Origin of the sequence: Apilactobacillus kunkeei (assembly GCF_005930975.1) — a bacterium.
In the GTDB taxonomy this organism is placed as follows: domain Bacteria; phylum Bacillota; class Bacilli; order Lactobacillales; family Lactobacillaceae; genus Apilactobacillus; species Apilactobacillus kunkeei_E.
This window is the reverse complement of sequence record NZ_VBSE01000042.1, coordinates 33,511-60,027: the sequence shown is the minus strand read 5'-3', so window position 1 is coordinate 60,027 and position 26,517 is coordinate 33,511. Positions and strand designations below refer to the sequence as shown.

Genomic DNA, 26,517 nt, shown 5'->3' with positions numbered 1-26,517 from the left:
TGAAACAAAACGCCCCTAGAAAAAACTCTAGGAGCGTTATTTTTAACCAACTGAATCTTCCATTTGATAATCAATTAGTTTATTTAATTCCATTGCATATTCCATTGGAAGTTGATTTGAGAAGGGCTCAATGAATCCCATGATGATCATCTTAGTAGCCTGGGTTTCTGATAATCCACGGCTCATTAAGTAGTACAAGTCGGTTTCTGAAATTTTTGAAACCTTGGCTTCGTGTTCTATTTCTGAATCACCATTGTAAATATCATTGTGCGGAATTGTATCACTCATCGAATCATCATCCATGATGATGGTGTCACATTCAATATGTGATTTTGAGTAGTGAGCATCCTCAATCATACGAATTGTTCCACGGTAGTTACAAATTCCGCCATCTTTGCAAATTGATTTTGATACTACATTGGATGAAGTGTGAGGAGCATGGTGTCGCATGATGCATCCAGTGTCTTGATAAATATCACCGCTGGCAAATGCGATTGATAGCATTGTTCCGTTTGCATAAGGACCATTCAAATCGATACTTGGGTACTTCATTGTGACCTTTGATCCAAGGTTTCCGTCGACCCATTCCATTGTCGCATTTTCATCTGCGGAAGCACGCTTGGTTTCTAGACTGTAAACATTGTCTGACCAATTCTGAATGGTGGTGTAACGACAAAAGGCGTTCTTCTTCACGAAGACTTCGACGTCGGCTGCATGCAAACTATCTTCTGAATAGTTAGGGGCTGTGCAACCTTCGACGTAGTTAACACTGGCATCTTCATCTACGATAATTAGTGTTCTTTCGAATTGTCCGGTTCTACCAGCATTGATTCTAAAGAAAGCCTGAATTGGAATCTTGGCATGGACACCTTTTGGAACATACAAGAAAACACCACCAGACCAAACCGCTGTGTTTAGTGCAGCGAATTTGTTCATTTGTGGAGTTACTAGTTGTCCGAAATATTCTTTAACTAAGTCGGGGTGTTCCTTTAATGCCGTATCAGTATCTGAAAAGATGATTCCCATGTCGGCGAATTCTTTTTTGATGTTGGCGTAGACAGCTTCTGATTCGTATTGAGCTTCGGCACCTGCTAGGTACTTACGTTCTGCTTCTGGAACCCCAATTTTTTCAAAGGTATTCTTAATATCTTCTGGAACATCGTCCCAACTACGTGATACTGAATCAGTCGCTCTTTGGAAATATCTAATTTTGTTTAATTCGAGATCAGATAAGTCAGGTCCAAAATCAGGCATAGGTAGTTTTTGAAAAATTTTAAAAGCATTTAAACGAATATCTAACATCCATTTTGGCTCGTTTTTTTGTTCAGAAATCTCGCGGATAATATCTTCAGTTAAACCATCACCCGTTGAAAAAACTGGTTTGACATTATCCTTAAAACCATATTGGTAATCATCATTTAAGTGTTGGATTGATTTATCGATTGATATCATCTCCGTTAATTAATTGATAAATTGCTTTGAAGGGAAGCATGGCACATTTAATTCTGATGGGTAAGTGTACTACTGATTTAAAGGCAACTAAATCGCCTAATAATTCTTGGTCAAAATCTTCGTGTGTCATCATTTTGGACATGTTTAAAACGAGTTCATTGATCTGATCAGCAGATTTATCTTGAATTGATTCGAGCATCATCTTGGTGGCACCCTTACAAATAATGCATCCGTCACACGCCACTTTTAGGTTGGTTACATTGGGATATTTTTCATCATCTGCCATCGAAATGTCATCACCACATGTAGGATTAGTTAGATGGACGTCTGAATCAAACTGATTATTATTTGGGCATTCACTAGCTTTTTGCATGATGATACGTTGATAAATGTTACTTAGATCCATTAAAAAATTCCTTCATTTCGTTAATACAGTCGACTAGTCGATTGCATTCTTCAATCGTGTTGTAAATGTAGAGACTAGCGCGTAAAGTCGCGTTGACTCCCAGCTTGTGGGTTAGTGGTTCGGCACAGTGTTGACCAGCTCTAACGTCGATATTCATAGAGTCAAGGAAGGTTGCAGCGTCGTGTGGGTGAATATTATCTACGTTAAAAGAGACGATTCCAGTTTGGCGCTTAGTTGGTCCATATACTGAAACGTCGTCTAAAGAATTAAGTTGGTCATATAGGTATTGACCTAGTTTCTCACATTGTTCCTGCACGTTAGTCATTTTAAGTTCTTTTAGATAAGAAATCGCAGCGTCTAAACCGATGACACCCTCAACGTTGGGGGTGCCGGCTTCTAGACGGTATGGAATATCTTTGACCTTGTAGTCGGTAGTTGAGACTGATTCAATCATTTCTCCACCAACACGGGGGCAATTCATGTGTTCTAATAAATCTTGTTTTCCATATAGAACACCAATACCGGTTGGAGCCATCATTTTATGTCCGGAGAAGGCTAACCAGTCAATTGGCGTTTTTTGGACATCGATTGGTAACTCGGGAGCAGCTTGCGCACCATCAACTAGGATGTCAGCGTCATGTTCATGAGCCAATGATGTTAGTTGATCAATGGGATTAATGTTCCCTAAAACATTGGAAACAGCGGTGACGGCCACTAATTTTGTTTTGTCGGAAATGATTTTTTTAGCGGCATTTAAGTCGAGGTTGGCATCTTCATTTAGAGGGATGAATTTTAAAGTTGCACCGTTGTTTTTCGCAATCTTTTGCCAAGGAAGGAGGTTACTGTGGTGTTCAGCTATTGAAACCACAATCTCGTCACCTTCCTGGATATGCTTGGCATAATATCCGTTAGCAATTAAGTTGATGCTATCGGTGGTACCAGCAGAAAATACAATTTCTTTTTCACTCGTGGCATTAATAAAAGAGGCAATGTTCTCTCTAGATTGTTCAAACATTTCAGTCGTCTCCCCAGCATCAGAATAGACACTTCTATGCACATTAAAATTATGGTGAGTGTAAAAACTACTGATTGCATCAATGACATACTTTGGCTTTTGAGTGGTTGCAGCGTTGTCAAAATAAATCATATCTGGGTGTTCCTTGAAGATGGGAAAGTGATGACGAATATTTAAGCTAGCCATGAATACGCTCCTCTAGATTATTTAATAAGTGTTTTTGTACAGATTTATCTGGGAATTTTTCAATTAGTGGTGTCAAAAATCCGCGGGTTAATAGGAAACGAGCTGTTTGAGCATCAATTCCGCGGGTTTTTAAATAGTATAGTTGTTCGGGGTTAACTTTACCAACACTAGCAGCGTGACCGGCAACCACATCATGATTATCAATTAGAAGAATTGGGTCAATTTTCCCTTTGCTTTCGGGATTTAAAGTTAATAAACGACTAATTTGATCGGAATCAGAATCACTAGCTTCTAGCTTGATTTGACCGGTAGTATCGTAGGTAGTCTTAGAATTATCAGCTACGATACCGCGTTGTGTTATTAATCCACTTGTATTGGGACTTTTATTGATAATTTTGGTTTGAACTACCTGTTTTTGTTTTTGATCGGATAGACTCACTAGATTTATTTTAGCGGAGCTACCCATACCATCTAAATCGATATTGCTGTAATAGCGACTGTCGCCGTGATTAAATAGGCTAACGTATGTTTTTAAATTCGCATTTTGAGCGAGATAAGCATTTAAAACACGGTGAGACTTTTCACTGTTAGTCATTTCGGCGTCATAAAATGAAACATTAGCGTGATCACCAAGTAATACTTCAATCATTAAGCGGTCATTATCGGGATGTTCTTTGGAGTCTTTGTAGGTAAAAGAAACTTCACTTCCAGACGCTGCAATGATGAGGAGGTGTTTTTCCTGCATGTTGTGATCGACTAAGTCGGAGATGTCGATTGATTCATCAACGCAGACATCTTTAGGGATGAAAACAAACCCACCACTTTGTAGATACGCAAGATGGTTCGCATTTAATGCGTTATCACGCCAATAAATTGCTTTTTCCATCAAGTTTTCTTGGATTAATTCTGGAAACTCGTTTGCAGCGGCGAACAAATCCATCATGATGATGCCCAAATCTTTTAGATTTTTCGATGCTAAATTTTTCGTATCTATTGAACGGCAATTAAGTTTTGGTGATGCAAAGTAAAACTTTCTTAGTGATGCTGGAACCTTCAATGTTTTTGTTATGTCGTTTGCAACAACGCGTTTAACAGTTAACCATTGAGGTTCGTTATGTGATTGAGCAAATTCTTGAATAGACATACTCATTATTCATCCACCAGCTTTACATCTATTCCTAATTGGTCACGTAATTGAGCGTATCCGTTTTGTTCTAGTTGTTCGGCTAGGCGATAGTCACCGCTGGTAACGACGCGACCACCCATCATAACGTGCACAACATCTGGCTTTACGTAGCGAAGAATACGATTATAGTGAGTGATGATAAGTGAAGAGAAGTGATTGTCTCGCATGTGATTGATTCCCTTTGAAACAACTTTTAAGGCGTCGATATCTAGCCCAGAATCGATTTCATCTAGGATTGCTAGGTTGGGTTGAATCATCATCATTTGCAGGATTTCATTTCGCTTCTTTTCACCACCGGAGAATCCTTCGTTAAGGTATCTGTCAGTGTATGATTCATCGATGTCTAGGAAATCCATGACGTAATCTAAGCGTTTCATGAAATCTAAAACGGATACTGGCTTGTCAGTCACCGCATTCATAGCGGCGTGAATGAAGTCGACATTTTTAATTCCGCTGATTTCAGTAGGGTATTGCATACCAATGAAGAGACCCAAACGGGCACGTTCATCGGTTGCCATGTTGTTTAATTCTTTGCCATCAAATGAAATGGTTCCGTCGGTAATTGAATACTTGGGAGAACCCATGATGGTTTGAGAAAGAGTCGACTTACCGGTTCCGTTGGGGCCCATGATGACATGGACTTCACCGTCGGGAATGGTTAAGTTTAATCCTTTGATTACTTCTTCATTGGTTTCGTTGATTTTAACGTGTAGGTTTTCAATTTTTAACACAATAATCCTCCTAGTGAACTAACTTGTCCCAAAGTACAACTTTGTTTTCTTCGAGTGACTTTGGCACATTGATAATTCTTTGGTTAGCACTACCGCGGAATTGAAGAGTTAAATCTTTTTGATCTTCCATGAAACGACCATCAACTAGGATGTCGATCATTGAAAGGAGTTTTAATTTGTCATATGAATCTTTTAGTAGTTCATCGAATGTGTAACCTGACCATGACCAGATGTCCTTGGTGTGGCCGAATTCTTCCCTAACTCGTTTGCATAGACGAAGGCACACTTGCGTATTCAAAAATGGTTCTCCACCCAAGAGGGTAAGACCTTGAACGTAATCTTTTTTCATATCTTCAATTATTTGGTCTTCCAAGTCTTGTGAATAAGGTTGTCCGTAATGGAAGTTTTGTGAGGCGACATTATAACAGCCGGGGCATAAGAACTTGCAACCAGAAACATAGATACTGCAACGGATTCCCTCACCATCAACGAAATTAAATGGCTTATAGTCAGCAATATATTGTTGGCTTAAGTCTTTTGCAAGCCATTCCTTAGGCTTTGGATTGTTTGGCTGTCTCTTCATGTGCGACACTTTCTACCATTCCTTTCGACATATTTTTTTGACGTGATGAAATTTCAACATGACGACCGTGAACCATTGGACGTGCTTGAGGGTTACCCAAGTAACCACAAGTTCTCTTAACAACGTCGCAGTACTTAGGATCGTGATTACCACATTGAGGACACTTGAAACCACGGGCCGTAGCTTCAAATTCACCCTTGAAACCACACTTGAAGCATTTATCGATTGAAGTGTTAGTACCTAGGTATCCGACGTGATCGTATGCCCAGTCCCAAACGGCTTCTAGTGCCTTAGGATTTTGCTTTAAGTTAGGGTATTCACAGTAGTGAATGAATCCAGCTGAAGCATAGTGGGGATAAGCCTCTTCAAATGTTAGTTTTTCAAATGGGTTAGGACGTTTTCTAACATCGTAATGGAAACTGTTTGTGTAGTATTCCTTGTCGGTGATGTCTTTTACTTTACCAAATTTTTCGATATCGTCTTGAGCGAATGTATCGGTTAATGATTCGGCTGGAGTGGAGTATAGACTGTAGTGATATCCACTTTCCTCACTCCAAACCTTGCATAGACGGTTTAATTCAGCAACGATGCTGACAGTGAAGTCATGAGCTTCTTGATTTGATTCCCAATCTGGACCAAAGAATGCAGTCCCTACTTCGTATAGTCCGATGTAACCAAGCGATACCGTGGCACGTTCGTTTCTGAAAAGTTCATCAACACTATCAGTTGATTTTAGTCGTTTCCCAAATGCACCATACTTGTATAGTAGTGGAGCGTTATCTGGTTTTGCTTCCTTAGTTCTTTCAATACGGTATGCCATTGCTTGGTGGACAATACCTAGTTTTTCTTCAAAAATGTGCCAGAACAAGTCCACGTTACCTTTGGATAATAGAGCAATACGTGGAAGATTTACGGTCACAACACCTAGATTCATACGACCGGCGTTGACGGCTTTGCCTTTTTCATCGGTCCACTTAGGTAGAAATGATCGACATCCCATTGGCGCTTTAAAGTCACCAGTAATTTCACAAAGCTTGTCGTACATCAAAATATCAGGGTACATACGCTTTGTAGCACATTCAATGGCTAATTCTTTGACGTCATAGTTTTTGTCGTTAGGGTTTAAATTTAAGCCTTTTTTCAATACATAGATTAGTTTAGGGAAAATTGCTGTACGACGTTCTTTACCAAGTCCTTTAATTCTGATTCTTAGAATATCTTTTTGAATCTCTTTTTCAATCCAATTGGTTCCTAGACCAAAACTAACAGTGGTGAAAGGAGTTTGACCTTGTGATGAGTATAGGGTGTTAATTTCGTATTCTAGTGATTGCATCGCATCAAAGATATCTTTTTTAGTACGATCTTTTGCGTATTCTTCACGCTTATCTTCTTCAACCCATTTAGAAGCGGTCTTTAGATGTTTTTCATAGTTGATTTCGGCGAATGGTGCCAATACTTCATCGGCACGGTCGAATGATAGGCCACCGTATTGTAGGGATGCAACGTTTGCGATGATTTGAGAAACTTGAGCGGTTGCAGTTTGGATTGAACGAGGTGATTTAACTTCGGCGTTACCAATTTTAAAACCGTTATTCAACATTTCTGCAAAATCAACTAAGCAACAGTTGGTTTCAGGAGTTGCTGGTGAGTAGTCTAAATCATGCCAGTGAATGTCACCTCTAAGGTGTGCTTTTGCAACGAGTGGAGGTAGCATTTGAAGTCCAATGGCTTTGCTAGCTGCTCCTGCTTCTAGGTCTCTTTGGGTGTTAAAGACGTTACTATCTTTGTTGGCATTTTCGTGAACAACACGGTCATAACGGTTGAATAGTTGGTCGATACGAGCCTTTACATCGGTTGCTCTTTTGAATTTTTCAATGTCTTTTTGTTCATATTTTAAGTATTGCTCTTTAGCATCTAAGAAATCATTTTCTTCAAGAAATTGAATGATGAAGTCATGAATATGACTTGAAGTAATTTCTTCTTGATCCTTAGTAAATAGGTTCAAACGTTCAAAGAAACGTTTGTTATCTTCTTTACTAATACCCAATTGATTTAGTACAAAATCAATTTTGTATTTATAGAATTTGGTCTTGTCGCCAGAATTCTTTATAACGTTTAAATGAGCAAAAGTTTTATCAAACATTATATCAGTCCTATCCTTAAAATATACACTATAACTTGTGTCTGAAATAATGGTAACACGCATATATAGTGTAAAAACATTCTTGAATGTCAATTTGAATAGTGCGTACTGAATGATTATAATAATTTAATTTTCTCATAATACGTAGTGTAGAGTGATTCCGCATTTTTTCATCGAACATTTTTGAAATTTTGTCTAAAAATGTTCAAATTGAATACTTACATATCGTGCCCAAAGTATTGATATACTAACGTTTAATAAGTAAAATCCGAATAAAAAAGAACTTCTTTATTGAAGTTCTTTTTTATTATCTTTGAATATTTGGAAGTAACCAGTATCCACTTGTTCTTAAAGAATCCAAAATAATTTTATTTACTGCAGGATCATTTTCATTTAAAGACTTTAGAGAATTTTGTTTATCGATTGAAACAAGTTGGGAAAGTCCATATCTACCGTTTGAAACTAATTTAGCGACTTCGAATAATGTGTAAGCTCTACGCATATGTGATGCACTGGAAACAATGGTGGCATGTTTAGCATGATTTTTATTTAATATTTTTGTCACGTTTAATGCGTTACTGACGGTGTCTAATGATCCTTCTTCTGTAATGATTCGATTACTAGCTACCCCGTGTTTGACTAACCAATTTTTCATTACCGTAGCTTCAATCTTTGGTTCCGCAGGAAGTTCACCACCAGAGACGATAATTTTGGAACTTGGTTGTTCTTTTGCTAACGTTAGTCCTTTTTCAAGTCTTTGAACCAATGTCATTTGAGGCTTTCCATTTTGATTTAGTACGAAACCTAAAATGATAATATAGTTATTTTTCTTTTGCTTGTTATTAATGGTTTGATTTAGATTCATAGTTAATGATTTTTTGATTAATTGAGATATTTTTTTGATTTCATTTGTTTTTGTACTATTTAGACGATTTAGATTTTGAATTGATGTCGCGAATCTTTTCGGTTGTTTGAATAATTCATTATTCATTGCTAATTGAAGTAATGATTGGTAGTTACTCGGACTTAGATGTCTGATTCGATTTAATACCAATTGTGCTTCTTTTGGATTGTCATTTAATTGATAGACAGACGATAATCCTAGTAGATATTTAATGTTATTTGGACTGATTTTTAATGCTTTTTCATATAAAGAGATTAACTCTTCATTGTTTGAGGAGCTGGTTACACCTACCTTTTGAGTTGAATTGAAATCAGGCTTGTGCCAGTAATTATATTTGATAGCTTCATCTATAGATTTTAACTTTAATTGGTTGTTTTTATCTTTTTTAATATGATTTAAAACATATTTGTAAGAAAAGTTATAATTGTATGGTTTGGCTTTAGTTTCATTACGAGCATGAGCCGTAAATTTTGGTGATATTGCCGATTGACCCATAAATATAAGTGTTGATAGTAGCAAAAGATATTTATGCTTTTTAATCATCTAACCACTCCTCTGTGTTTTTGTAACTATAGATTAGCAGTGTAATGTCATTTTTAAGTAAATTGAACGTAAAAAAAGAGTAAATTTTCTATTTACTCTTTTTGTAATTTATTTTCATGTTTATAGATCAAGATAAATTTAAACTGGAATAGCAAAATTATGATTAATTCAACGCTAACCACCCAAATAGTCTTGGTATGTAGGAATATCGATAATATACTTGCTTCGAATGCTCCACATAAGAAACTAAATACTAAGCCACTATAATAAATTAATTTAGTTTTAAATTCATCTTCTTTGGTTTTTAAATATAAGAATAAATTATTCATTGTCTTTTGCAGGTTTCCAGTACTAAACATGTTGGAATAACCCAATCCTGACATTGTATTAAACGTTGAAAGTTGAAGAGCGGTTGTTAGAGACATGGAAGTGGTAATGACTAGTTGGGGAACGTTATGTTTTAAAAAACCGACTATAATAGTCAGAGTTATTTCAATTATTAGAATGTAAACCTTCCAATAATTTAATTTATATTTATCGAGATTATGGTGAATCCAGTTAGCTAATAAAATACCAAATGAAAAAGCGATAACTGGCAAAATACGTTCTAAAAAGTGACCAAAGTTGAATTGTGTTAATGCTAAAGCAGATAAAATTAAATTACCGGTTTGTGTACTAGCGAATATCCCACCGTGTTCTATGTAAGTGTAGGCATCTAGGCATCCGCCAATTGAAGTAAGAAAGAATGCAGTGGAAATCTTTTCGCCAAAATGAGCGGGATGAGGCGCATCCATAATGTTGACTCCCTTTCCTTAAAGTAATAAGTTATTTATAAATGTTACTACTTTATTATTTTTTTATAAACAAGATTGTTTCATCGGGGGAGAATGATTTATTTGAATTATTTAATTGCATTGTTTTTGATGATTGCGTTTGCGAAAATTTTCGGACTAATCGCATCAAAAATACATATTCCAGAAGTAGTCGGACAGATTTTCGGGGGAATCATCTTAGGCCCTTCATTTTTAGGATTAATTCATCGTCAGGATGTAGTCGTCTCATTAGCGGGACTTGGCGCTGTTCTTTTGATGTTTGTAGCTGGACTCACTTGTGACGTAGACAGGTTAAAAAAGTATTTTGGTCCTGGATTGATTGTTGCTTTCATGGGAGTCATATTTCCGGTAGCTTCAATTTACTTTGTATGTCGATACCTTCAAGTTTCATTAATAGAAAGTGCTTTTATTGGTATTGTATTTGCAGCAACATCTGTTTCAATTTCGGTCGCTGTGCTAGAAGAGATGAATGAATTAAAATCTCCAGCTGGAACCACAATTTTAGCGGCAGCCGTTGCTGATGATATTATTTCTATTGTTTTATTGAGTGTGGCAATTCCACTTCTAGGAATTGGAAGAGGTCATGGTAATTCCGATGCACTATTATTAATTGTTTTACAAGTTATATTTTTTGTATTTCTATGGTTATGCTATAAAGTAGTCACCTTATTGATCGATGTTTTAGATTTAAGTCCACAAAAGATTGGATTATATTCATTTTTATTATGCTTATTCCTATCCGGAACCGCGGAAATGGTTAAGTTAAGCGCAGTAACTGGGGCATTCTTTGCTGGTTTGATATTTAGCAAAACAGAATTCCAAAAACCACTTACGTCAAGGTTAAAGGGGATGGGAGGATTATTAGCAGTTCCAATATTCTTTGTTAGCATTGGTGTGGAAATGCAAGTGACAGGAATATTAAAAAATGGTTGGTTGTTTGTAATTTTAACTTTGTTAGCAGTAGTAACTAAATTCTTAGGTGCATTTATTGGTGCAAGAATTAGTAGAATTGACAAGTTTAATTCCGCAGAAATTGGAGCGGGAATGATTAGTCGAGGAGAAGTTGGAATCGTTATTGCTCAAGCAGGATTAGGCAGCCACTTTATTTCCACTAGCTATTATTCTACTTTGATTGCAGTGATTGTAATGACAACCATCATAGCTCCTTTAATCTTAAAACCCATTGTATTATTAAAACGAAAATATAAAAACTAATGTCGGCGTGAGCCGACTTTTTTTATGGGAAATATGAAATTAACACTATAACTAAATCAATGACCAAGGCTGTTAGTATCGCAAAAATTAATGCATATAAAGGCAGAATTTTATCATCACCGAAAAAAGTCATGTGCTTTATTCTCTTATCAAAAGAATTCGTTAATCGTATGCATGATTTTTTTAAATCTACTTTTAATTGATTTTCGATCATTCTGCAGTATTTGCATTTCAACTGATTGAAAAATAAATTTCCACATATTGGGCATTTTAAATGGACGATTATTAAAGCCCCCCTTACTAATTTTTAACTTATTGTATCAGGGGTTTTAATTGATTTAAATTTAGTGAAAAAATTAGAAATAAACAACGTGTTCACTAATAAATGTTTTTTAGGCGATATTGATAAATTATTGAACAGATAGTGAAAATAAAAAAATTACAGATTCATAACAAGTTATTAAAATCACAATCGAATTTATGCAATTACTCCATAAAAATTTAAATAGTTAGCTTTGCTTAATATTGACATTTTGTATACTAAATATAAAAAAGATGATAAAAATTCATACGTATATGGATTGAAAATCGCCAACATCCTTATAAAATATGGATTGAACGGCGTATATATTAACTTTATATTATTAGAAGTTTGTTATTATGTAATAGACTTTATATAAATATTATAATAATATGAAAAAAAGTTAAATGAATTTTTAATATTATTACATATATATTTCGGGGGGATTTTGATATGAAAATCAAAAAGTCTTTTTTTGCCATTTTGGCAGTATTAACACTTTTTGCTGCGAGTGCATCAACTTCGATTAGTTCATTTACTTCAGTTGAAGCGAATGCTGCTACTCATCATAAGAATGAAAAGAAGCACAAGAAAGCAAAGAAATCTTCAAAGAAGCACAAGAAGACAACAAAGAAGAGCAAGAAGAAGGCTACTAAGAAGCATTCAAAGAAAAAGGTAGCTAAGAAAAAGAAGAAAGCTACTAAGAAACATGTAGCTAAGAAAAAAGTGGTAAAACATGTAGCTAAGACTCCTGCGGGACCTACTCCAATTACTTACAGTAATCCAACAATCACTATCAATACAAATAATAGTGATCCAATTAAGGTGGAATACACTAATAAGCAGTACAAATCGTACAATAATCAACTTGTTAAAGATGACAGTACTGATAATCAAGCACCAAATAAGCTAATACTAAAAGGTATTACCTACTATAATTTAACAAATAGTCAGTACCATACGGCAATGACACTTACTTTCTTGGTTCAAAATCCTGATAGTTATTCTCATGATTACTTCTTTGCTGCTGATAATAATAATTATATTGCGTCAAACAATGTTGATAAGAAGCTATACCCAGCATGGAATACTGATAGTGGATATGCGATGAATGTTCCAGCAAACAGTCAACAAGTAATCGACCTAACATTCGTTGGAAATGATGATTCAACTCCTGCGGACTTTAGTTCGTTTACGTTTAACTACACACCTGAGGTTACTGATGATACAATCGCTGTTAATCTTAACCTTTAACATCTAAAAAAGCCCACCGTTTCGGTAGGCTTTTTTATTTTGTTTTTTAAGAAAATTGGATTCCACCATCGACAATAATGGATTGACCGGTAATGTAATTTGATTTTTCACTAGATAAAAACGAAACAAGGTTAGCAACATCTTCGGGCTGTTCACCACGTCCTAACGCAATACTTTTAATCGCATCATTTAGAGCTGAACCTTTTTCACGACCGTCTAGTTTAGTCATTTTATCATCAATTTCGTCCCACATTGGCGTTAAAACTATACCTGGACAGTATGAATTTACTGTGATTTTATCTTTTGCTAATTCTTTTGCAGCAGCTTGCGTTAATCCTCTTATAGCAAATTTAGTTGCTGAATATACACTTAGCATTGGAAAACCCTCGTAGCCTGCAATTGAAGAAGCGTTAATGATTTTACCTGGTGTTCCTTGCTTTTTAAATTGTTTTGCAGCGGCTTGAATTCCGTATAAAGAACCTAAAACATTAATTTCTAATAGATTACTTGCATCTTTTTCTGAGATTTTTTCTACTGGATCCACGATAGCGATTCCGGCATTATTAATATAAACATCAAGTTGACCGAACTCTAAAACAGTCGATTGAATAATTTTTTCTACATCCTCTTTTTTGCCGACGTCACATTGAATTCCAATTGCTTGGCCACCTTTATTATTAATTTCTGTGACAACTTCATTAACTTTATCTAAGTGACGACCAGCTAATGCTACTAGAAATCCGTCATTACTTAGTTGTAAAGCGATTCCTTTTCCAATACCTTGACCAGCACCTGTAATTAAAGCAACTTTTTTAACCATAATCAGAACCTCCAAGCATGTAATAAAATAACTTCGAGATTATTATAAAATTATTTTAATAGTTAAAACAATATTTGTTAACAAAACTTATGCAATAATAAACATTTTTATAAATTTACATTTAATATTCCATTTTAATATGATTAATACCGGCTTCTATAAATGGTTCACTGGTAACTTTGAACCCACTTTTTTCGTAGTAACCAACTGCGTATGCTTGAGCATCGATTTCGATTCTGGTATTAGGGAAATATTGATTTATTACATTTAAAATTTTTTCTAGTAGTTCTTTTCCTTTTCCTGTTCCACGAACTTTTTTAGTCGTTAAAACTCTACCAAAAGTAATGTGATCATGATCTTTAAAAATTCTAGCGTAAGCAGTGATATTCCTGCCATCTGTTTCGAAAATATGAAGTGCTTTTTTATCGTTCTCATCTGGATCAGCATAGACGATATGTTGTTCCTCGACGAATACCTCTGATCTGACACGATAAATTTCAAAAAGTTCTTCTAAAGTTAATTCTGAAAATTGTTTAGTTTTCCACATGATTGATACCACCTTTTTCTAGTAGCTGATTCAATGTATTAATTGATTGATAAAAGGACTCTTGTTCTTCATTGCTGAGATTATCTATGATTAATTGAATTTGTTTATCGGAATTAATATTTAGTTGTTCAACAACTTGCTTTCCAGTATTTGTTAAATATATTAATTTTGTTCTTTTATCTTTTTTTGTATCTTTCTTTTCAATGTATTTTAAATTATTTAACTTGTTGATGACACGACTGACGTAGCTTTTATCAAGGTCTAAGTTGATTGCAATTTTCATTGGTGTAGGATTTTTCATGTACCCAACATCCATTAGAATTCGAGCTTCAGCCCAACTTATTTCGCTATTAAAGACGTTTTTCTGCAATATTCCTAATTGTTGTGTATATTTACGGTTAAAGTGTCTGATAGTTTCGATTTGTTTATTGTTGATATAATCACTTCCTTTTAAAGGATTATATCAAAGTAGTGGCTTTTGTCCACTAATTAATTTTGACTATTGCATAGAACTAATGTATTATTTTAAACATACAAACATTAATGGGGTGCCCTAAAAGGCTGAGATTATACCCAAGAACCTGATCCAGATAATGCTGGCGCTAGGGAAGATAACGCACTTGGACTGTCCCTATCTATCAAAGATAGGGACTTTTTTAATAAAGTACTGTATGGGTGCATCCATTGATGAAGTATACATATTTGAGAGGGGCTTTATTAATGGATTCAAAAGTTAGCATCAAGAAAGTAACAATTTTAGCAATTATGATTGCACTAGATTTTGTTTTATCACCAATTTTTAGAATTGAAGGAATGGCACCTATGTCATCGGTATTAAATGTTACTGCTGCAGTTTTGATGGGACCATGGTATGCGCTAGTTATGGCTATCGTCTGTGCTTGTCTTAGAATGTTACTGTTAGGGATTCCACCACTAGCATTAACTGGAGCAGTTTTCGGGGCATTTTTGGCCGGATTACTATATCTTATCTACCGTAAAAACTGGATGGCGGTCATTGGTGAAATCGTTGGAACCGGGGTATTAGGATCACTTGCTTCATATCCTGTGATGGTTTGGTACACCGGAAGTTCTAACCAACTATTCTGGTTCGTGTTCACTCCTAAATTCTTTGGTGGTGCAATTTCAGGATCCATCATTGCATACATTATCTTGTTGAGACTTTCCAAAACTCGTCAGTTTAAAGACATTCAAAAGTTATTTTTTAAGTAAACAAAAAAAGACACCCATTGGGTGTCTTTTTATATATTTTTGATTTTGAGTACGATTGGTTTCAATAGTATTGGCGTTAAAATAGTAGTGAATATGATTATAGCGATTATTGTCGAGTAGTAATTATCTGAAATTATATTGTTTTTTAAACCAATCTCAGCAATAATTAAACCAACTTCGCCACGACTAATCATTCCAACACCAATTTCAGTTGCTGATAAACGACTGAATTTAAAGAAACGTGATCCTAAATATGCTCCTAAAAACTTAGTAATTACCGCAATAATGGATAATGATAGGAATAATGATATATTGTCTATAATTCCTTTTATATTCATGTTAAGTCCAACGTTAACAAAGAAAACAGGAATGAATAACAAATTACCAAATTGATTCATTTCGTGGTTAATTGATTCTTTGTATTTAGTTTGTCCTACCAATATTCCGGAGAAGAATGCACCGGTAATGGCACTGATTTGAACGTGTTCAGCTAGAGAGGATAATAATAAACAAAGAATTAATCCGAGTATTGGTGCCAATGTAGGAATGAGTGTAATTCTGAATTTTTTGACTAAGATGAATAAAAACCAAATCAAAATAAAGAATCCAATTTGCATTAATATCAAAATGATAATGTTAGAACTGCCTTGTGACGAATCAATACCCGTAAACGTAATAACAATACTTAGCAATAAGATTGAAAGAATATCATCCGCAACTGCAGCACCTAGGATTGTCACACCAGCTTTTGTGTTCAAGGCTTTCATTGACTTTAGTACGGCAACCGAAATAGAAACGGATGTTGCTGAAAAGATGACACCGATGAAGAGACTTTCTACATTTGATAGGTGAAACAATTTACTAGTATAAAAAATACCAATAACCGGAAAGATGATTCCTAATATTGCTACCACTATACTTGGTTTCAAGTATTTTTTGAGTAGATTTAAATCACTTTCTAACCCAGCAATAAACATTAATAAAATTACGCCTAATTCAGCTAACGATGAAATTAAACTTGTAGTTTTAACGATATTTAAAATTGCTGGTCCAATTATTATTCCAGCTACTAACTGTCCAACTACTGATGGCAGATTTATTTTTGTAAAAATTGTTCCCATAATTAATGCGGACAACAAAATGATGGGAATTGATAAGAAATAATTCACTAAATCTTCCTTTCAAGACTATTTAAAATGATTATAGTGGTTGATCCTAATAGTGTAAATGTCATTAAAAATACGCTTATAAATATGAAAGAAACGTAGATATTTTTAATTAAATTATTCATTATAATGCTGTTGCAACAATGATTTTTACAATTATGATAAAAAAACTTCCAGAAATCAATCTGGAAGTTTTTTTGTGGTTATCCTTTATTGTTTTTGAAGTTTTCTTCAGCATGTGGAAGTTTGAATGTATCTTCACCCAACCATTTCTTTGAAAGTTTATCCAAATAGCCATCTTCTTTTAACTTCTTTAAGTCCTTGTTAATAGCATCTAACAATTGTTTGTTTTTGTCATTCTTACTTGCAACGATGTAGTCGTTTTTAACACCAATCGATGGTGATACGCTTAACCCCTTGGCTCCACCAGCTTTTTGAACTCCAATGAATGCTTGGTATGGATAGAAGACAGCATCGAATTGCTTTTCTTGAAGTTGTTTCAAAGCATCACCTGAACTGATGTCACCGATGGCAGATAGGTTAACTTTGTTTTTTGGATTATCTTTGTTGTATTGTTCAATAAAGTTGTATCTAGCATCATCACTTGAAATAGGAGCTAACTTAAGATTTCTTTTTGCAATATCTGTAAAGCTGTTAATTTTCTTTTCATTTGAACGGTACACTAGACGTAAATCAGCAATTGCTGTTGGATTGGAAAATAGGTATTGTTGGGCACGTTTTGATGAATACCAAAAACCAGATGATGCAATATCATATTTACCGCTTGATAAACCAACGAATAATGAGTTTTGTGAGGTTGTTGAATATTTAAATTTATATTGAGGTAAATCAGCGTCTAACTTACGTAGTAATTCACCATCATATCCACCGATCTTATTACCATCGGCATAAGTGTATGGATGATTATCAGCAACACCAGCAACGTTAATTACCTGAACGTGATTTTTTGAAGCTTTCTGTGAATTATTAGATAAGAAGTGTGCTGCACCAATAACGACGACAATAATTGCGATAATTCCTGTATAAATATAACCTTTTTTTGACATATTAATCTCTCCATTCTTCATGCAAATACATGTTTTTTAATTTTGTTCTCTAACAATGAAAGTAGATTTGCAAATACGAAACATACTACTAAGTAGATGATTAGGGCATCTAGATATGCCTCTAAATAGTTAAAACTAAATGAAGCTAAAATATTGGCCTGTCCCATAATTTCAACAATTCCAATGTTATATACCAAAGCAGTATCTTTGATTAAATCCAATAAGATGTTTGTAAAGTTTGGAATGAAATTGGGAATTAATTGTGGAATAATTATTTTTTGAAAAGCAGAAGCTTTAGTTAATCCGACTGATAATGCAGCATCATATTGTGATTTATCCACACCATGATATGCTGATCTAATTGCTTCTGATACATTGGCCGATGAGTTTAAGGCAAATGCGACAATTCCAATAATCATGCTCGGCATAGTGAAGCCTTTTGCCCCTGGATGATTCTGATTAAGCAGAAATAATAGTCTGGGTAGCCCATAATATACTATGTAAATTTGTACAATTATAGGTATTCCACGGAACAGTGATATATAAATATCAAATAATTGTGATAAAATCGGTATTCGTTTTTCTCTAATAATTGAAATAGGAACCGCAAGGATTAAACCAAAGATGATGCCAATAAATGATAGAAAAATAGTAACTGGTAAAACAGAAAGTAATTTTGGCATTGATTGAAACATAAAATTCCAATTCATTTGTTTCACCTCCTAACTGTAGTTATGTTTTTTGATATATAGACCGAATAGAAACTCAAATATTAGTGTAATTATCCAGTATATTATTCCTAGTACGATGAAAATTTTTAGCTGGAATACTCCTTGACTAGCATTAGCTAGTGTCGTGGCATCTCTATACATATCAGCAATTCCAATGACGTATACCAAAGAAGTGGCTTTTAAAAAGCTCAAGAACATCGTTTGAATATTGGGGAGTGCTAGGGTAAACATTTGAGGAATAATGATAACTTTTAGAACATCTTTTTTATTCATACCCACTGAGTATGCCGCGTCAAATTGGGCACTGTCTATGTCGTTATATGCTGATCTAAATAATTCACCCATATATCCACCGAATCCAATTGCTAGACCAAATATCGCAAAGAAATTTTTACTCCAATCATTAGCATCAATTCCTACGAATGATAATAGCCGAGGGAATTCATAATACGCTAATAGTAATACTAGTAAGGGGGGCGTTCCTCTTGATAGACCAGTATAAATTTTAGAAATTACTCTGGAAAATTTATCATTTTGTAGCGATACCCACATTACCAATAATCCGATTACACTCGAGATAATAAATGATGTAATTAGAATAAAAAGAGTGTTGGGTAGTCCAGATAATAGATTTTTTATAATTTCTGACAAGCTCATGTATTAGTCACCTTCTTTCATTACTTATCTCTAGATACAGCTGCTAGGAATGTTTTAATTCGATCATTTTTGGGATGATCAATGATTTCTTCAGGCGTCCCAGCTGCTAGTATTTCACCGTTTTCAAAGAAAATAACTTTATTAGCAATTCTTTTGGCAAATGAGATTAAATGGGTAACTACAATCATGGTTTGTCCATTTCTAGCTAATTGATCAATGTCGTCCACTACGGTTCCGACTAATTCTGGATCAAGTGCTGAAGTGGGTTCATCGAATAGAATTACAGATGGTTTAAGAGCAGTGGCTCTAGCAATTCCGATTCTTTGTTGCTGACCACCTGATAGTTGAGATGGATAAAAGTCTTTTTTATCTAGCATATTTACTTGCTTTAGTTCTTCTTCGGCAATTTTTTGTGCTGTTTTTTTATCAAGATGTTTTCCGTAAATTAATCCGGTTGTAATGTTTTCGAATGCGTTTTTATTTTTAAATAATGCGTAATTTTGGAAAACCATCGCAATATGTCGACGTAGCCATAATTCATCTTGTGTGCTGACATTTTCTAATTCTATTTTTTTGGTTTCAATTGATAATGAACCACTATCAGGATGTTCTAGTAGATTAATATTTTTTAAAAATGTTGTTTTTCCTGAACCACTTGGACCGATTATTGCAATTACATCACCCTGATCTACTTCCAAATTTACGTCTTTTAAAATTGTTTTTTTATTAAAACTTTTTTTCAGATGGTTAATTTTTAACAATGTCATTTTGAATGTCCTTTCCTTTGATTATAGGTATGTGCTGCTTGAGATGCCCATCTAATGTGATTATCAGGAGTATCTCTAGGAACTGTACAATCTGCCCCAATAATTACTCCGGCTGTTCCCGTTTCATCTAATAATTTATCGATTTCGTTTTGGATGTCTTCTTTACTGCCTTTTACTAGTACATCTTCATCAGTGTTACCTAATCCACCTAAAACGACTTTATTTTTAAATAGTTTTTTTCCTTCACTAAGTGAGTATCCATCGAATTTAGTTGCCCAGTTAAATACCGGTAAATCATAGTCAACAAACCATTTTAGATGGTTTTGTGCACCAGCGAATCCACAGATATGTAAAATACCAATGTCAAAGTTTTGATTAATGTAATCAATTAATTCACCGTCCAAACGTTTTTGAACTTCATCGAAGAATGATTTATCAATTCTTGGGTCTTGAATTTCCTGAGTACTGAAGAAAATTCCATCAACTCCAGCATCGTGTCCTAACTTGATTTGTTTCTTAATGTCTTTGTTGATAACCTCCAGCGCATGAATTACAACTTGGGGATCTTTTTCGTATAAATCAGCAAATTTTTTATTAGATATCTCAACGTCGATATCTGGTTGATCGGCGATTAAAATCCATTTAAATATTGTAATGGCGGAGAATACATTACTAAATTTAAATTTGTTTGAATCAATTGATTTAATTTGTTCTTCTAAAATTTTCTTTTGATTAGTTAACCAGATATTATCGTTATTAATTTCAGTTATTTTATTCAGTGAACTTATTTCATTAGGATTTTCAACATTGTTTAAATTGTATGTAAAAAATCCGTCATTCATTAACTTTACAAAATCTGAATCTACACTTTCGACAAATTTTGATTCATTGGAAATATCTGCATTGACAAAATATTGATCATTATCTGCTTGGACATGTTCGTTTGGCGTGAAGTGATGCCAAACAGAAAGCGGAACTATACTTTCTTCTTCATTGTTAAATGCTCTGATTAAATCATCACGAATGTTACTCATACTAACCACCCCTATAAATTTTTTAATAATAAAAAAGGGACCACCTATCAGCATTACACTGAAGGTAGTCCCTTACATTTAATTCGAATATTTTAAAGCCCAAGTTAAGGTTTTATCAATTCAACAAATTAAGTGTATGAAAAAAGAGTTACCACTCAGTGCTAACTTGTTCATACACATACACATCATTGCTGAATTGTTAAACATAAAAATGGTACCCCTTTTCTTTTTTATTATTGACCAAAGTATATCACTTATTTTTTGTAATACAACCATTGTTCTCATTTTTTTCTAATTTTAATATAAAAGTTACATTTACTATAAACGTAGGTAATACGAATGAAATGACTAAATCACTTAGCTTTTGATCATTTATAAATGAGTTAAATATTAGAAAATATGATGAATTAACATTGTTGATATAAAATGAACAACTATCTATTTTTAAAAATATAAATATAATTTATTATGTTGTGATATGATTTTAATGTTTGGTGAAATGTTAAAAGACAATTTGTCAAACTTTAATCTGAGGAGATGTTATTTAAATGGCAATGAAATTTTGTCCAAATTGCGGAGATAAGCTAGTCTCAGTTACCAAATTTTGCCCAAATTGTGGTAACAGTTTAACTGAAAGCAGTGGTTTTTCATCTGTTGATAATGAAAAAGTACATAGTATTAATGTTAATGCACCTGTACCTGCTAAAATTGGGTATGGAAATGATATTAAATCTGATCGTGTTATTGCATATAAGCGAGCCATGGGAATAGAACCCACTGCCGATAATGTTGTTGTTGCTCAAACTGCAAATATGGGGAGAATGATGATTTCTACAGCATTTGCAGCATTAACACAAAAATGGTTTGTTTTATCTTTTGAAAAAGATGGTATTTTATTCATTGGAATTAATAATCTTTCAAGATTTACCGGAAAAAATATTTTTGTTCCAAAAGAGTCTATATCTGATATAGGTTATCGAGGTGGGTTCCTTAGAAAGGTCTTCAGTTTTAAAACTGATGGTCGGAATAATAAGTATTATCTAAGTACAGTCATGTTAGTTTCTGACTTTCAAGGACGAAACATGAAAAAATTGGATGATTTTATTGAACTATATAAGTAAAAACAAAAAAGCAGGATCCTCGCTATCAAAGCGAAGTCCTGCTTTTTTTATATTGTAAGTATTATTTTTTGTCTTTGCTCAATTTATTAATTAATTTATATGCAGCTAACCAAAGTAGCATAAATAAAGTTAAAATAGCGATTCTTTCAATTTAACTTAAGTTATCAAGTCTAATACTGGATAAACCATGCGGTATTTTGTTACTGATTAGTGAATGGGGTGAATATTGCAGAAAAATTTTTGAAAACAAAAAAATCTGATGTAATAGGTTATTAAACCATCACATCAGATTTATCAGTTATGGGCAGTCAGGGGATCGAACCCTGGACCCACGGATTAAGAGTCCGTTGCTCTGCCAGCTGAGCTAACTGCCCAAAATATTATCTGTCGGCTATCAACCAACAAAAACTATAATACCACGTTGGAGTAAGGATTGCAACACTTTTTTTTAATTAATTAACAAGATGTTAATCAATTCCTTGCCTCAAATCAACGATATTTATAATAGCATGATAATTATTATTTTGACAACCCCTATTTTTGGAAAAAGTCATATTTTAAATCTTCATTGCAAGAACATTACGTTTAGAAAACAAAAGTCCAAGCGTGTTATAATGTAGTAAGTTAACGGTTTAAAAATAGATAAAAGTATAAATATCCTTGAAGTGATAGCTTTTCGTTAACGTTAAAATAAACAAAAACAAATCAATTCCTGTTAAGGAGATAGAATATTATGGCAAAAATTTTAGTAGTAGATGATGAAAAACCGATCACAGATATTGAAAAATTTAATTTAGAAAAAGAAGGATACGACGTTGTAGTCGCATATGACGGGGAAGAAGCACTTCAAAAAGTTGAAGAAGAATCCCCAGATTTGATTATCCTAGATTTAATGTTGCCTAAGGTTGATGGACTAGAAGTGGCTAGAGAAGTCAGAAAGACTCGCGATATGCCAATTATCATGGTAACAGCTAAAGATTCTGAACTGGATAAGGTCTTAGGACTTGAATTGGGTGCTGATGACTATGTTACTAAGCCATTCTCAAACCGAGAATTAGTTGCTCGTGTTAAGGCTAATTTGCGTCGTCAATCAAGCAACGACAATGGACAAGTTTCTGATAATGAAAACAAGGACATCAGGATTGGTGACTTAGTAATTCATCCAGAAGCTTACACCGTTACAAAACGTGGTGAAAATATCGAATTAACTCACCGTGAATTCGAATTGCTACATTACTTAGCTCAACATATTGGTCAAGTAATGACTAGAGAACATTTGCTACAAACGGTTTGGGGTTACGACTACTTTGGTGATGTTCGTACAGTTGACGTTACTGTTCGTCGTCTAAGAGAAAAGGTTGAAGACAACCCAAGTCACCCAATCTGGCTAATCACAAGACGTGGGGTAGGGTACTACCTACGCAACTCAGAACAAGAATAATCGACAGAACTAAGGAGTAGTTTGCGGTGAATAGTAAGATTAAGTATTTTCAATCAATTCATTTTAAAATTGCGCTTGTGCTTGCGCTAATCTTATTGGTGACCCTAGAAATTGTTGGGGCCGTTTTTGTTAACCAATTGGAAAACAAGAATATGGCTTCATTTAAAAAACAAGTTCAGGTTCCTACTTACGTGAACACAACCTTAACGAATGAGCTTTCTAGCTCTAATATTGCCAATGCCAACGTAAAAATTAAGTCATTATTATCTAACATTGATAGTAACAACTACACCGAAATTAAGGTTGTAGACGCTAAGAACACTATTCGTGGTACTAATGAAGTTGGTGATCAAAGCTCAGTCGGCCAAAAAAACTTTAGAACAGATATTAAAAACGCGATTATTAACCGTCGTTCATCTAGTTCAATTACTAGTAACCCGGGCGATAGTTCGCGTTATTATACTATTATCACACCGCTAATCAAGAGTAGTAATAACGAATTAGTCGGTGTTGTTTATGTGCACGCTAATTTAAATACCGTTTATAACGAAATTAACCAAATCACGGTTATTTACGTTGTTGCCGCTGTTGTGGCTATTTTATCTGGTTTATTAATTTCTATTGTTATTTCAAAGGCGATTACCAAACCAATCGATGAAATGAAGAAACAAACTCTCCAAATTGCTCGTGGGGATTACTCTGGTCAAGTTCACGTTTATGGACGTGATGAATTAGGACAACTTGCCAATGCTGTTAACAACCTTTCAGTTAAGGTTGAGGAATCCCAAGAATCAACTGAATCAGAACGTCAAAGACTGGATTCCGTTCTAACCAACATGACTGATGGGGTTATTGCGACCGACCGTCGTGGATATGTCATCATCATGAATGATGAAGCGGCAAGTTTCCTAGAAACGACTGAACAAGATGCGTTAGGTAATTCAATTCTAGACATTTTGGATATTAGAAAAGAATATAGTCTACGTGACTTAATCGAAAACCCTGATGAAACAATCATTGATCGTTCTGATAAAGATCATGATTTAATCTTACACGCACACTTCTCATTAATTCAAAGAGACTCTGGTTTTGTATCTGGACTAGTCTGTGTGCTACATGATGTCACCGAACAACAAAAGATTGATAATGACCGTAAGGAATTCGTTTCAAACGTTTCTCACGAATTAAGAACACCGCTAACCAGTGTTCACTCATACATTGAAGCTTTACAAGATGGTGCCTGGAAGGACCCAGAGATTGCACCAAACTTTTTAAAGGTTACGCAAGAAGAAACAGACCGTATGATTAGAATGATTAATGACCTATTAACCTTATCTAGAATGGACTCAGGAACACAGAAGATTGATAAGGAATTAGTTAACATCACCGAATTATTCAACTATATTTTGAATCGTTTCGACATGATTATTAAGTCAGATGACAACAATAGCGAAAAGCCAAATAAACATTACCGCATTGAACGTCATTTTACTAAACAAGACCTATGGGTAGAAGTCGACACCGACAGATTTACTCAAGTAATCGATAATTTAATGAACAACGCCATCAAATATTCTCCTGATGGGGGAGTAATTACTTGTTCACTATACAAGACCAAGCACAACGTTATCTTAAGCGTTAGAGACCAAGGACTGGGGATTCCTAGAAGTTCCATTCCACATATTTTTGATCGTTTCTACCGTGTTGATAAAGCTCGTTCCAGAGCGCAAGGTGGAACTGGTCTTGGATTAGCAATTTCCAAAGAAGTGGTTGAAGCACTTGGCGGTAAGATTTGGGTAGAAAGTACCGAAAATAGAGGTTCTACTTTCTATATCTCACTACCATATGAACCAATCGAGGAGGACTTATGGGATGAAGATTAAATATTTTATACTACCAGCATTATTAACGATTGCAGTTGTAGTCAGTTTTGCCCTTTCTGCCTCCATTTTGATTAATCCAGCTCACTACGATCGTTCAAGTCAAAAGGTTTCTACTCAAAGTAGTCAGATTGATGCTAAACCAATGTCGACAATTTACTCACCAACTCAGGTGATTAGAACCAAAGATTCTGGTAAGCAATACGTTCTAACCAACCAATCAGTTAACTTAACCACTGAAATTGGCCAACAAATGAATAACTACAAAGATCCTAAATTTACGGAATTAAATAGTAATGAAAAAAACTACCTTAAGTATCTAAATACGGATGATTCTGTGATGCTAAACTATCCGGATGATTTGAACCTAAAAATTGTTAGCCAATATATTAGTAAGAATTTCAAATCATTACCTAACGTTTCAATTAATCGAATCGTAATTCCGTTTGATGATAGTAATGATATTTATTTATTCTCTGATCACAACTACAAGGTCTACAAGGTTCACGTTTCAGACACTAATGTGAGCGGAATTAAAAAGGTTATTGAGGATAACGTAAGATCAATTCCCGTTAAGATGAAGATGATTAATCATACTCCATTTATTGATTTTTATAAGTCATTTACAATGCCTCAATATGGATACTTAATTAATCGAACTTCACAAAATTACTACGTGACGAGACTGCTATCTGATTCACAAGATATCAGTGTAAAACGTCATCGCAACTCAACTGTATACAATGACGAAAATTCCCGTCAATTGTCGTTTTCAAATGATGGTGAGGTCAACTACTATGATAGTCATCCAGGCAATATTTCTACCAATATGACTCAGTTCTTGACTGATTCTTACCAAAATATTTCTCAGCTATTAGTTAGTGATACATTGGCCAACATTCGTTTCTTCAATTACGATTCTAAGAATTCTAAAGTTGTCTATAGAAACTACGTTGAAGGTTTCCCAATCTTTGACCAAACTAATTACGGAGCAATCGAAATGAGATTAGTTGACAATACTTCCTTGAAGTACAACTTCTCATTGAATACCCTTCAAATTCCGGTACCAACCGGACGTAAGGATACTAAACTAATTACTACCGACGAACTATTGAACAGTTTACGTAATCATGGATACAGTTCCAATAAGATTACAGACATTGAATTAGCTTACCAATGGAGTAATACAAAATCATCAAACATTCTAATTACCTTACAACCAACTTGGTTCGTTAAATATAACGGTAAGTACATGAACTACACCCAAATGTTATCAAAGGGACCACAATAAGATAGGAGGAAAG

At 34.4% G+C, this 26,517-nt stretch carries 25 protein-coding genes, 1 tRNA gene and 1 riboswitch; of the genes, 7 read left to right on the top strand and 19 right to left on the bottom strand.

Annotated elements, in window-relative coordinates; genetic code table 11:
- Positions 1-42: 42 nt before the first annotated feature.
- The 9 genes from sufB to FD688_RS05510 form a co-directional block, all read right to left on the bottom strand.
- A complete protein-coding gene (gene sufB, locus FD688_RS05550) occupies positions 43-1,452 on the bottom strand; it encodes a Fe-S cluster assembly protein SufB (protein ID WP_138742143.1) in 1,410 nt (469 codons plus the stop codon).
- On the bottom strand, positions 1,436-1,858 hold the full coding sequence (locus FD688_RS05545) for a hypothetical protein (RefSeq protein WP_138742142.1): 423 nt from the start codon (positions 1,856-1,858) through the stop codon (positions 1,436-1,438). Before FD688_RS05545 ends, sufB begins: the two co-directional genes overlap by 17 nt.
- Positions 1,845-3,059, bottom strand: a complete 1,215-nt coding sequence (locus FD688_RS05540; protein ID WP_138742141.1) for an aminotransferase class V-fold PLP-dependent enzyme — start codon at positions 3,057-3,059, stop codon at positions 1,845-1,847. Before FD688_RS05540 ends, FD688_RS05545 begins: the two co-directional genes overlap by 14 nt.
- The gene (locus tag FD688_RS05535) at positions 3,052-4,209 is read right to left on the bottom strand and encodes a SufD family Fe-S cluster assembly protein (protein ID WP_138742140.1); all 1,158 of its coding nucleotides are present in this window, start codon (positions 4,207-4,209) and stop codon (positions 3,052-3,054) included. Before FD688_RS05535 ends, FD688_RS05540 begins: the two co-directional genes overlap by 8 nt.
- A complete protein-coding gene (gene sufC, locus FD688_RS05530; RefSeq protein WP_138742139.1) occupies positions 4,209-4,982 on the bottom strand; it encodes a Fe-S cluster assembly ATPase SufC in 774 nt (257 codons plus the stop codon). Before sufC ends, FD688_RS05535 begins: the two co-directional genes overlap by 1 nt.
- Positions 4,983-4,986: 4 nt before the next feature.
- Positions 4,987-5,559 carry an anaerobic ribonucleoside-triphosphate reductase activating protein gene (gene nrdG / locus FD688_RS05525; RefSeq protein WP_041152657.1) on the bottom strand — a complete coding sequence of 191 codons (573 nt, stop codon included), beginning with the start codon at positions 5,557-5,559 and terminating at the stop codon, positions 4,987-4,989.
- Complete coding sequence (gene nrdD / locus FD688_RS05520; protein WP_138742138.1) at positions 5,528-7,702, bottom strand: anaerobic ribonucleoside-triphosphate reductase; 2,175 nt, start codon at positions 7,700-7,702, stop codon at positions 5,528-5,530. Before nrdD ends, nrdG begins: the two co-directional genes overlap by 32 nt.
- Positions 7,703-8,009: 307 nt before the next feature.
- On the bottom strand, positions 8,010-9,149 hold the full coding sequence (locus tag FD688_RS05515) for an ElyC/SanA/YdcF family protein (protein ID WP_138742137.1): 1,140 nt from the start codon (positions 9,147-9,149) through the stop codon (positions 8,010-8,012).
- A gap of 92 nt (positions 9,150-9,241) precedes the next feature.
- Positions 9,242-9,943 carry a YoaK family protein gene (locus tag FD688_RS05510; protein ID WP_138742136.1) on the bottom strand — a complete coding sequence of 234 codons (702 nt, stop codon included), beginning with the start codon at positions 9,941-9,943 and terminating at the stop codon, positions 9,242-9,244.
- Between the two features lie 93 nt (positions 9,944-10,036).
- Here FD688_RS05510 and FD688_RS05505 point away from each other — a divergent pair, with 93 nt between their 5' ends.
- Complete coding sequence (locus FD688_RS05505; RefSeq protein WP_138742135.1) at positions 10,037-11,197, top strand: cation:proton antiporter; 1,161 nt, start codon at positions 10,037-10,039, stop codon at positions 11,195-11,197.
- A 754-nt stretch (positions 11,198-11,951) separates the two neighbouring features.
- Positions 11,952-12,752 carry a hypothetical protein gene (locus FD688_RS07375; protein WP_190242923.1) on the top strand — a complete coding sequence of 267 codons (801 nt, stop codon included), beginning with the start codon at positions 11,952-11,954 and terminating at the stop codon, positions 12,750-12,752.
- Positions 12,753-12,798: 46 nt separating this feature from the next.
- Here the strand turns inward: FD688_RS07375 and FD688_RS05495 are convergent, their stop codons facing one another.
- From FD688_RS05495 to FD688_RS05485, 3 genes are all read right to left on the bottom strand, one after another.
- Positions 12,799-13,572: an acetoin reductase gene (locus FD688_RS05495; protein ID WP_138742134.1), complete on the bottom strand. Its 774-nt coding sequence runs from the start codon at positions 13,570-13,572 to the stop codon at positions 12,799-12,801.
- A 121-nt stretch (positions 13,573-13,693) separates the two neighbouring features.
- Positions 13,694-14,119 (bottom strand): GNAT family N-acetyltransferase, encoded by a 426-nt coding sequence (locus tag FD688_RS05490; protein ID WP_138742133.1) that lies wholly within the window; start codon positions 14,117-14,119, stop codon positions 13,694-13,696.
- Positions 14,106-14,489 (bottom strand): MarR family winged helix-turn-helix transcriptional regulator, encoded by a 384-nt coding sequence (locus FD688_RS05485; RefSeq protein WP_225426111.1) that lies wholly within the window; start codon positions 14,487-14,489, stop codon positions 14,106-14,108. Before FD688_RS05485 ends, FD688_RS05490 begins: the two co-directional genes overlap by 14 nt.
- A 165-nt stretch (positions 14,490-14,654) precedes the next feature.
- Positions 14,655-14,746, top strand: a riboswitch (TPP riboswitch).
- Between the two features lie 93 nt (positions 14,747-14,839).
- Here FD688_RS05485 and thiW point away from each other — a divergent pair.
- Positions 14,840-15,349: an energy coupling factor transporter S component ThiW gene (thiW, locus tag FD688_RS05480; RefSeq protein ID WP_138742131.1), complete on the top strand. Its 510-nt coding sequence runs from the start codon at positions 14,840-14,842 to the stop codon at positions 15,347-15,349.
- Positions 15,350-15,378: 29 nt separating this feature from the next.
- On the opposite strand, the gene FD688_RS05475 is transcribed toward thiW, so the two are convergent.
- The 6 genes from FD688_RS05475 to FD688_RS05450 form a co-directional block, all read right to left on the bottom strand.
- A complete protein-coding gene (locus FD688_RS05475; RefSeq protein WP_190242922.1) occupies positions 15,379-16,470 on the bottom strand; it encodes a cation:proton antiporter in 1,092 nt (363 codons plus the stop codon).
- Between the two features lie 248 nt (positions 16,471-16,718).
- Positions 16,719-17,582: a transporter substrate-binding domain-containing protein gene (locus tag FD688_RS05470; RefSeq protein ID WP_138742129.1), complete on the bottom strand. Its 864-nt coding sequence runs from the start codon at positions 17,580-17,582 to the stop codon at positions 16,719-16,721.
- Positions 17,583-17,599: 17 nt separating this feature from the next.
- Positions 17,600-18,292, bottom strand: coding sequence for an amino acid ABC transporter permease (locus tag FD688_RS05465; RefSeq protein ID WP_138742128.1), 693 nt, complete (start codon positions 18,290-18,292; stop codon positions 17,600-17,602).
- A 12-nt stretch (positions 18,293-18,304) separates the two neighbouring features.
- A complete protein-coding gene (locus tag FD688_RS05460; protein ID WP_138742127.1) occupies positions 18,305-18,970 on the bottom strand; it encodes an amino acid ABC transporter permease in 666 nt (221 codons plus the stop codon).
- Between the two features lie 20 nt (positions 18,971-18,990).
- Positions 18,991-19,731, bottom strand: coding sequence for an amino acid ABC transporter ATP-binding protein (locus FD688_RS05455; RefSeq protein WP_190242931.1), 741 nt, complete (start codon positions 19,729-19,731; stop codon positions 18,991-18,993).
- A gap of 2 nt (positions 19,732-19,733) precedes the next feature.
- Positions 19,734-20,771 carry a uroporphyrinogen decarboxylase family protein gene (locus FD688_RS05450; RefSeq protein WP_190242921.1) on the bottom strand — a complete coding sequence of 346 codons (1,038 nt, stop codon included), beginning with the start codon at positions 20,769-20,771 and terminating at the stop codon, positions 19,734-19,736.
- Between the two features lie 548 nt (positions 20,772-21,319).
- On the opposite strand from FD688_RS05450, the gene FD688_RS05445 reads away from it, so the two are divergent.
- Positions 21,320-21,892, top strand: a complete 573-nt coding sequence (locus FD688_RS05445) for a zinc-ribbon domain-containing protein (RefSeq protein WP_138742124.1) — start codon at positions 21,320-21,322, stop codon at positions 21,890-21,892.
- Positions 21,893-22,193: 301 nt separating this feature from the next.
- On the opposite strand, the gene FD688_RS05440 is transcribed toward FD688_RS05445, so the two are convergent.
- Positions 22,194-22,266: transfer RNA gene (locus tag FD688_RS05440), tRNA-Lys, on the bottom strand.
- A 356-nt stretch (positions 22,267-22,622) separates the two neighbouring features.
- Between FD688_RS05440 and yycF the strand changes: the two genes are divergently transcribed.
- The 3 genes from yycF to FD688_RS05425 are packed head-to-tail and all read left to right on the top strand — an operon-like array spanning position 22,623 to position 26,504.
- A complete protein-coding gene (gene yycF, locus FD688_RS05435) occupies positions 22,623-23,333 on the top strand; it encodes a response regulator YycF (RefSeq protein WP_190242930.1) in 711 nt (236 codons plus the stop codon).
- 26 nt (positions 23,334-23,359) lie between these two features.
- Positions 23,360-25,216 carry a cell wall metabolism sensor histidine kinase WalK gene (gene walK, locus FD688_RS05430; RefSeq protein ID WP_138742122.1) on the top strand — a complete coding sequence of 619 codons (1,857 nt, stop codon included), beginning with the start codon at positions 23,360-23,362 and terminating at the stop codon, positions 25,214-25,216.
- Positions 25,206-26,504: a YycH family regulatory protein gene (locus tag FD688_RS05425; RefSeq protein ID WP_190242920.1), complete on the top strand. Its 1,299-nt coding sequence runs from the start codon at positions 25,206-25,208 to the stop codon at positions 26,502-26,504. The genes walK and FD688_RS05425 overlap by 11 nt, the downstream gene beginning before the upstream one ends.
- Positions 26,505-26,517 lie beyond the last annotated feature (13 nt).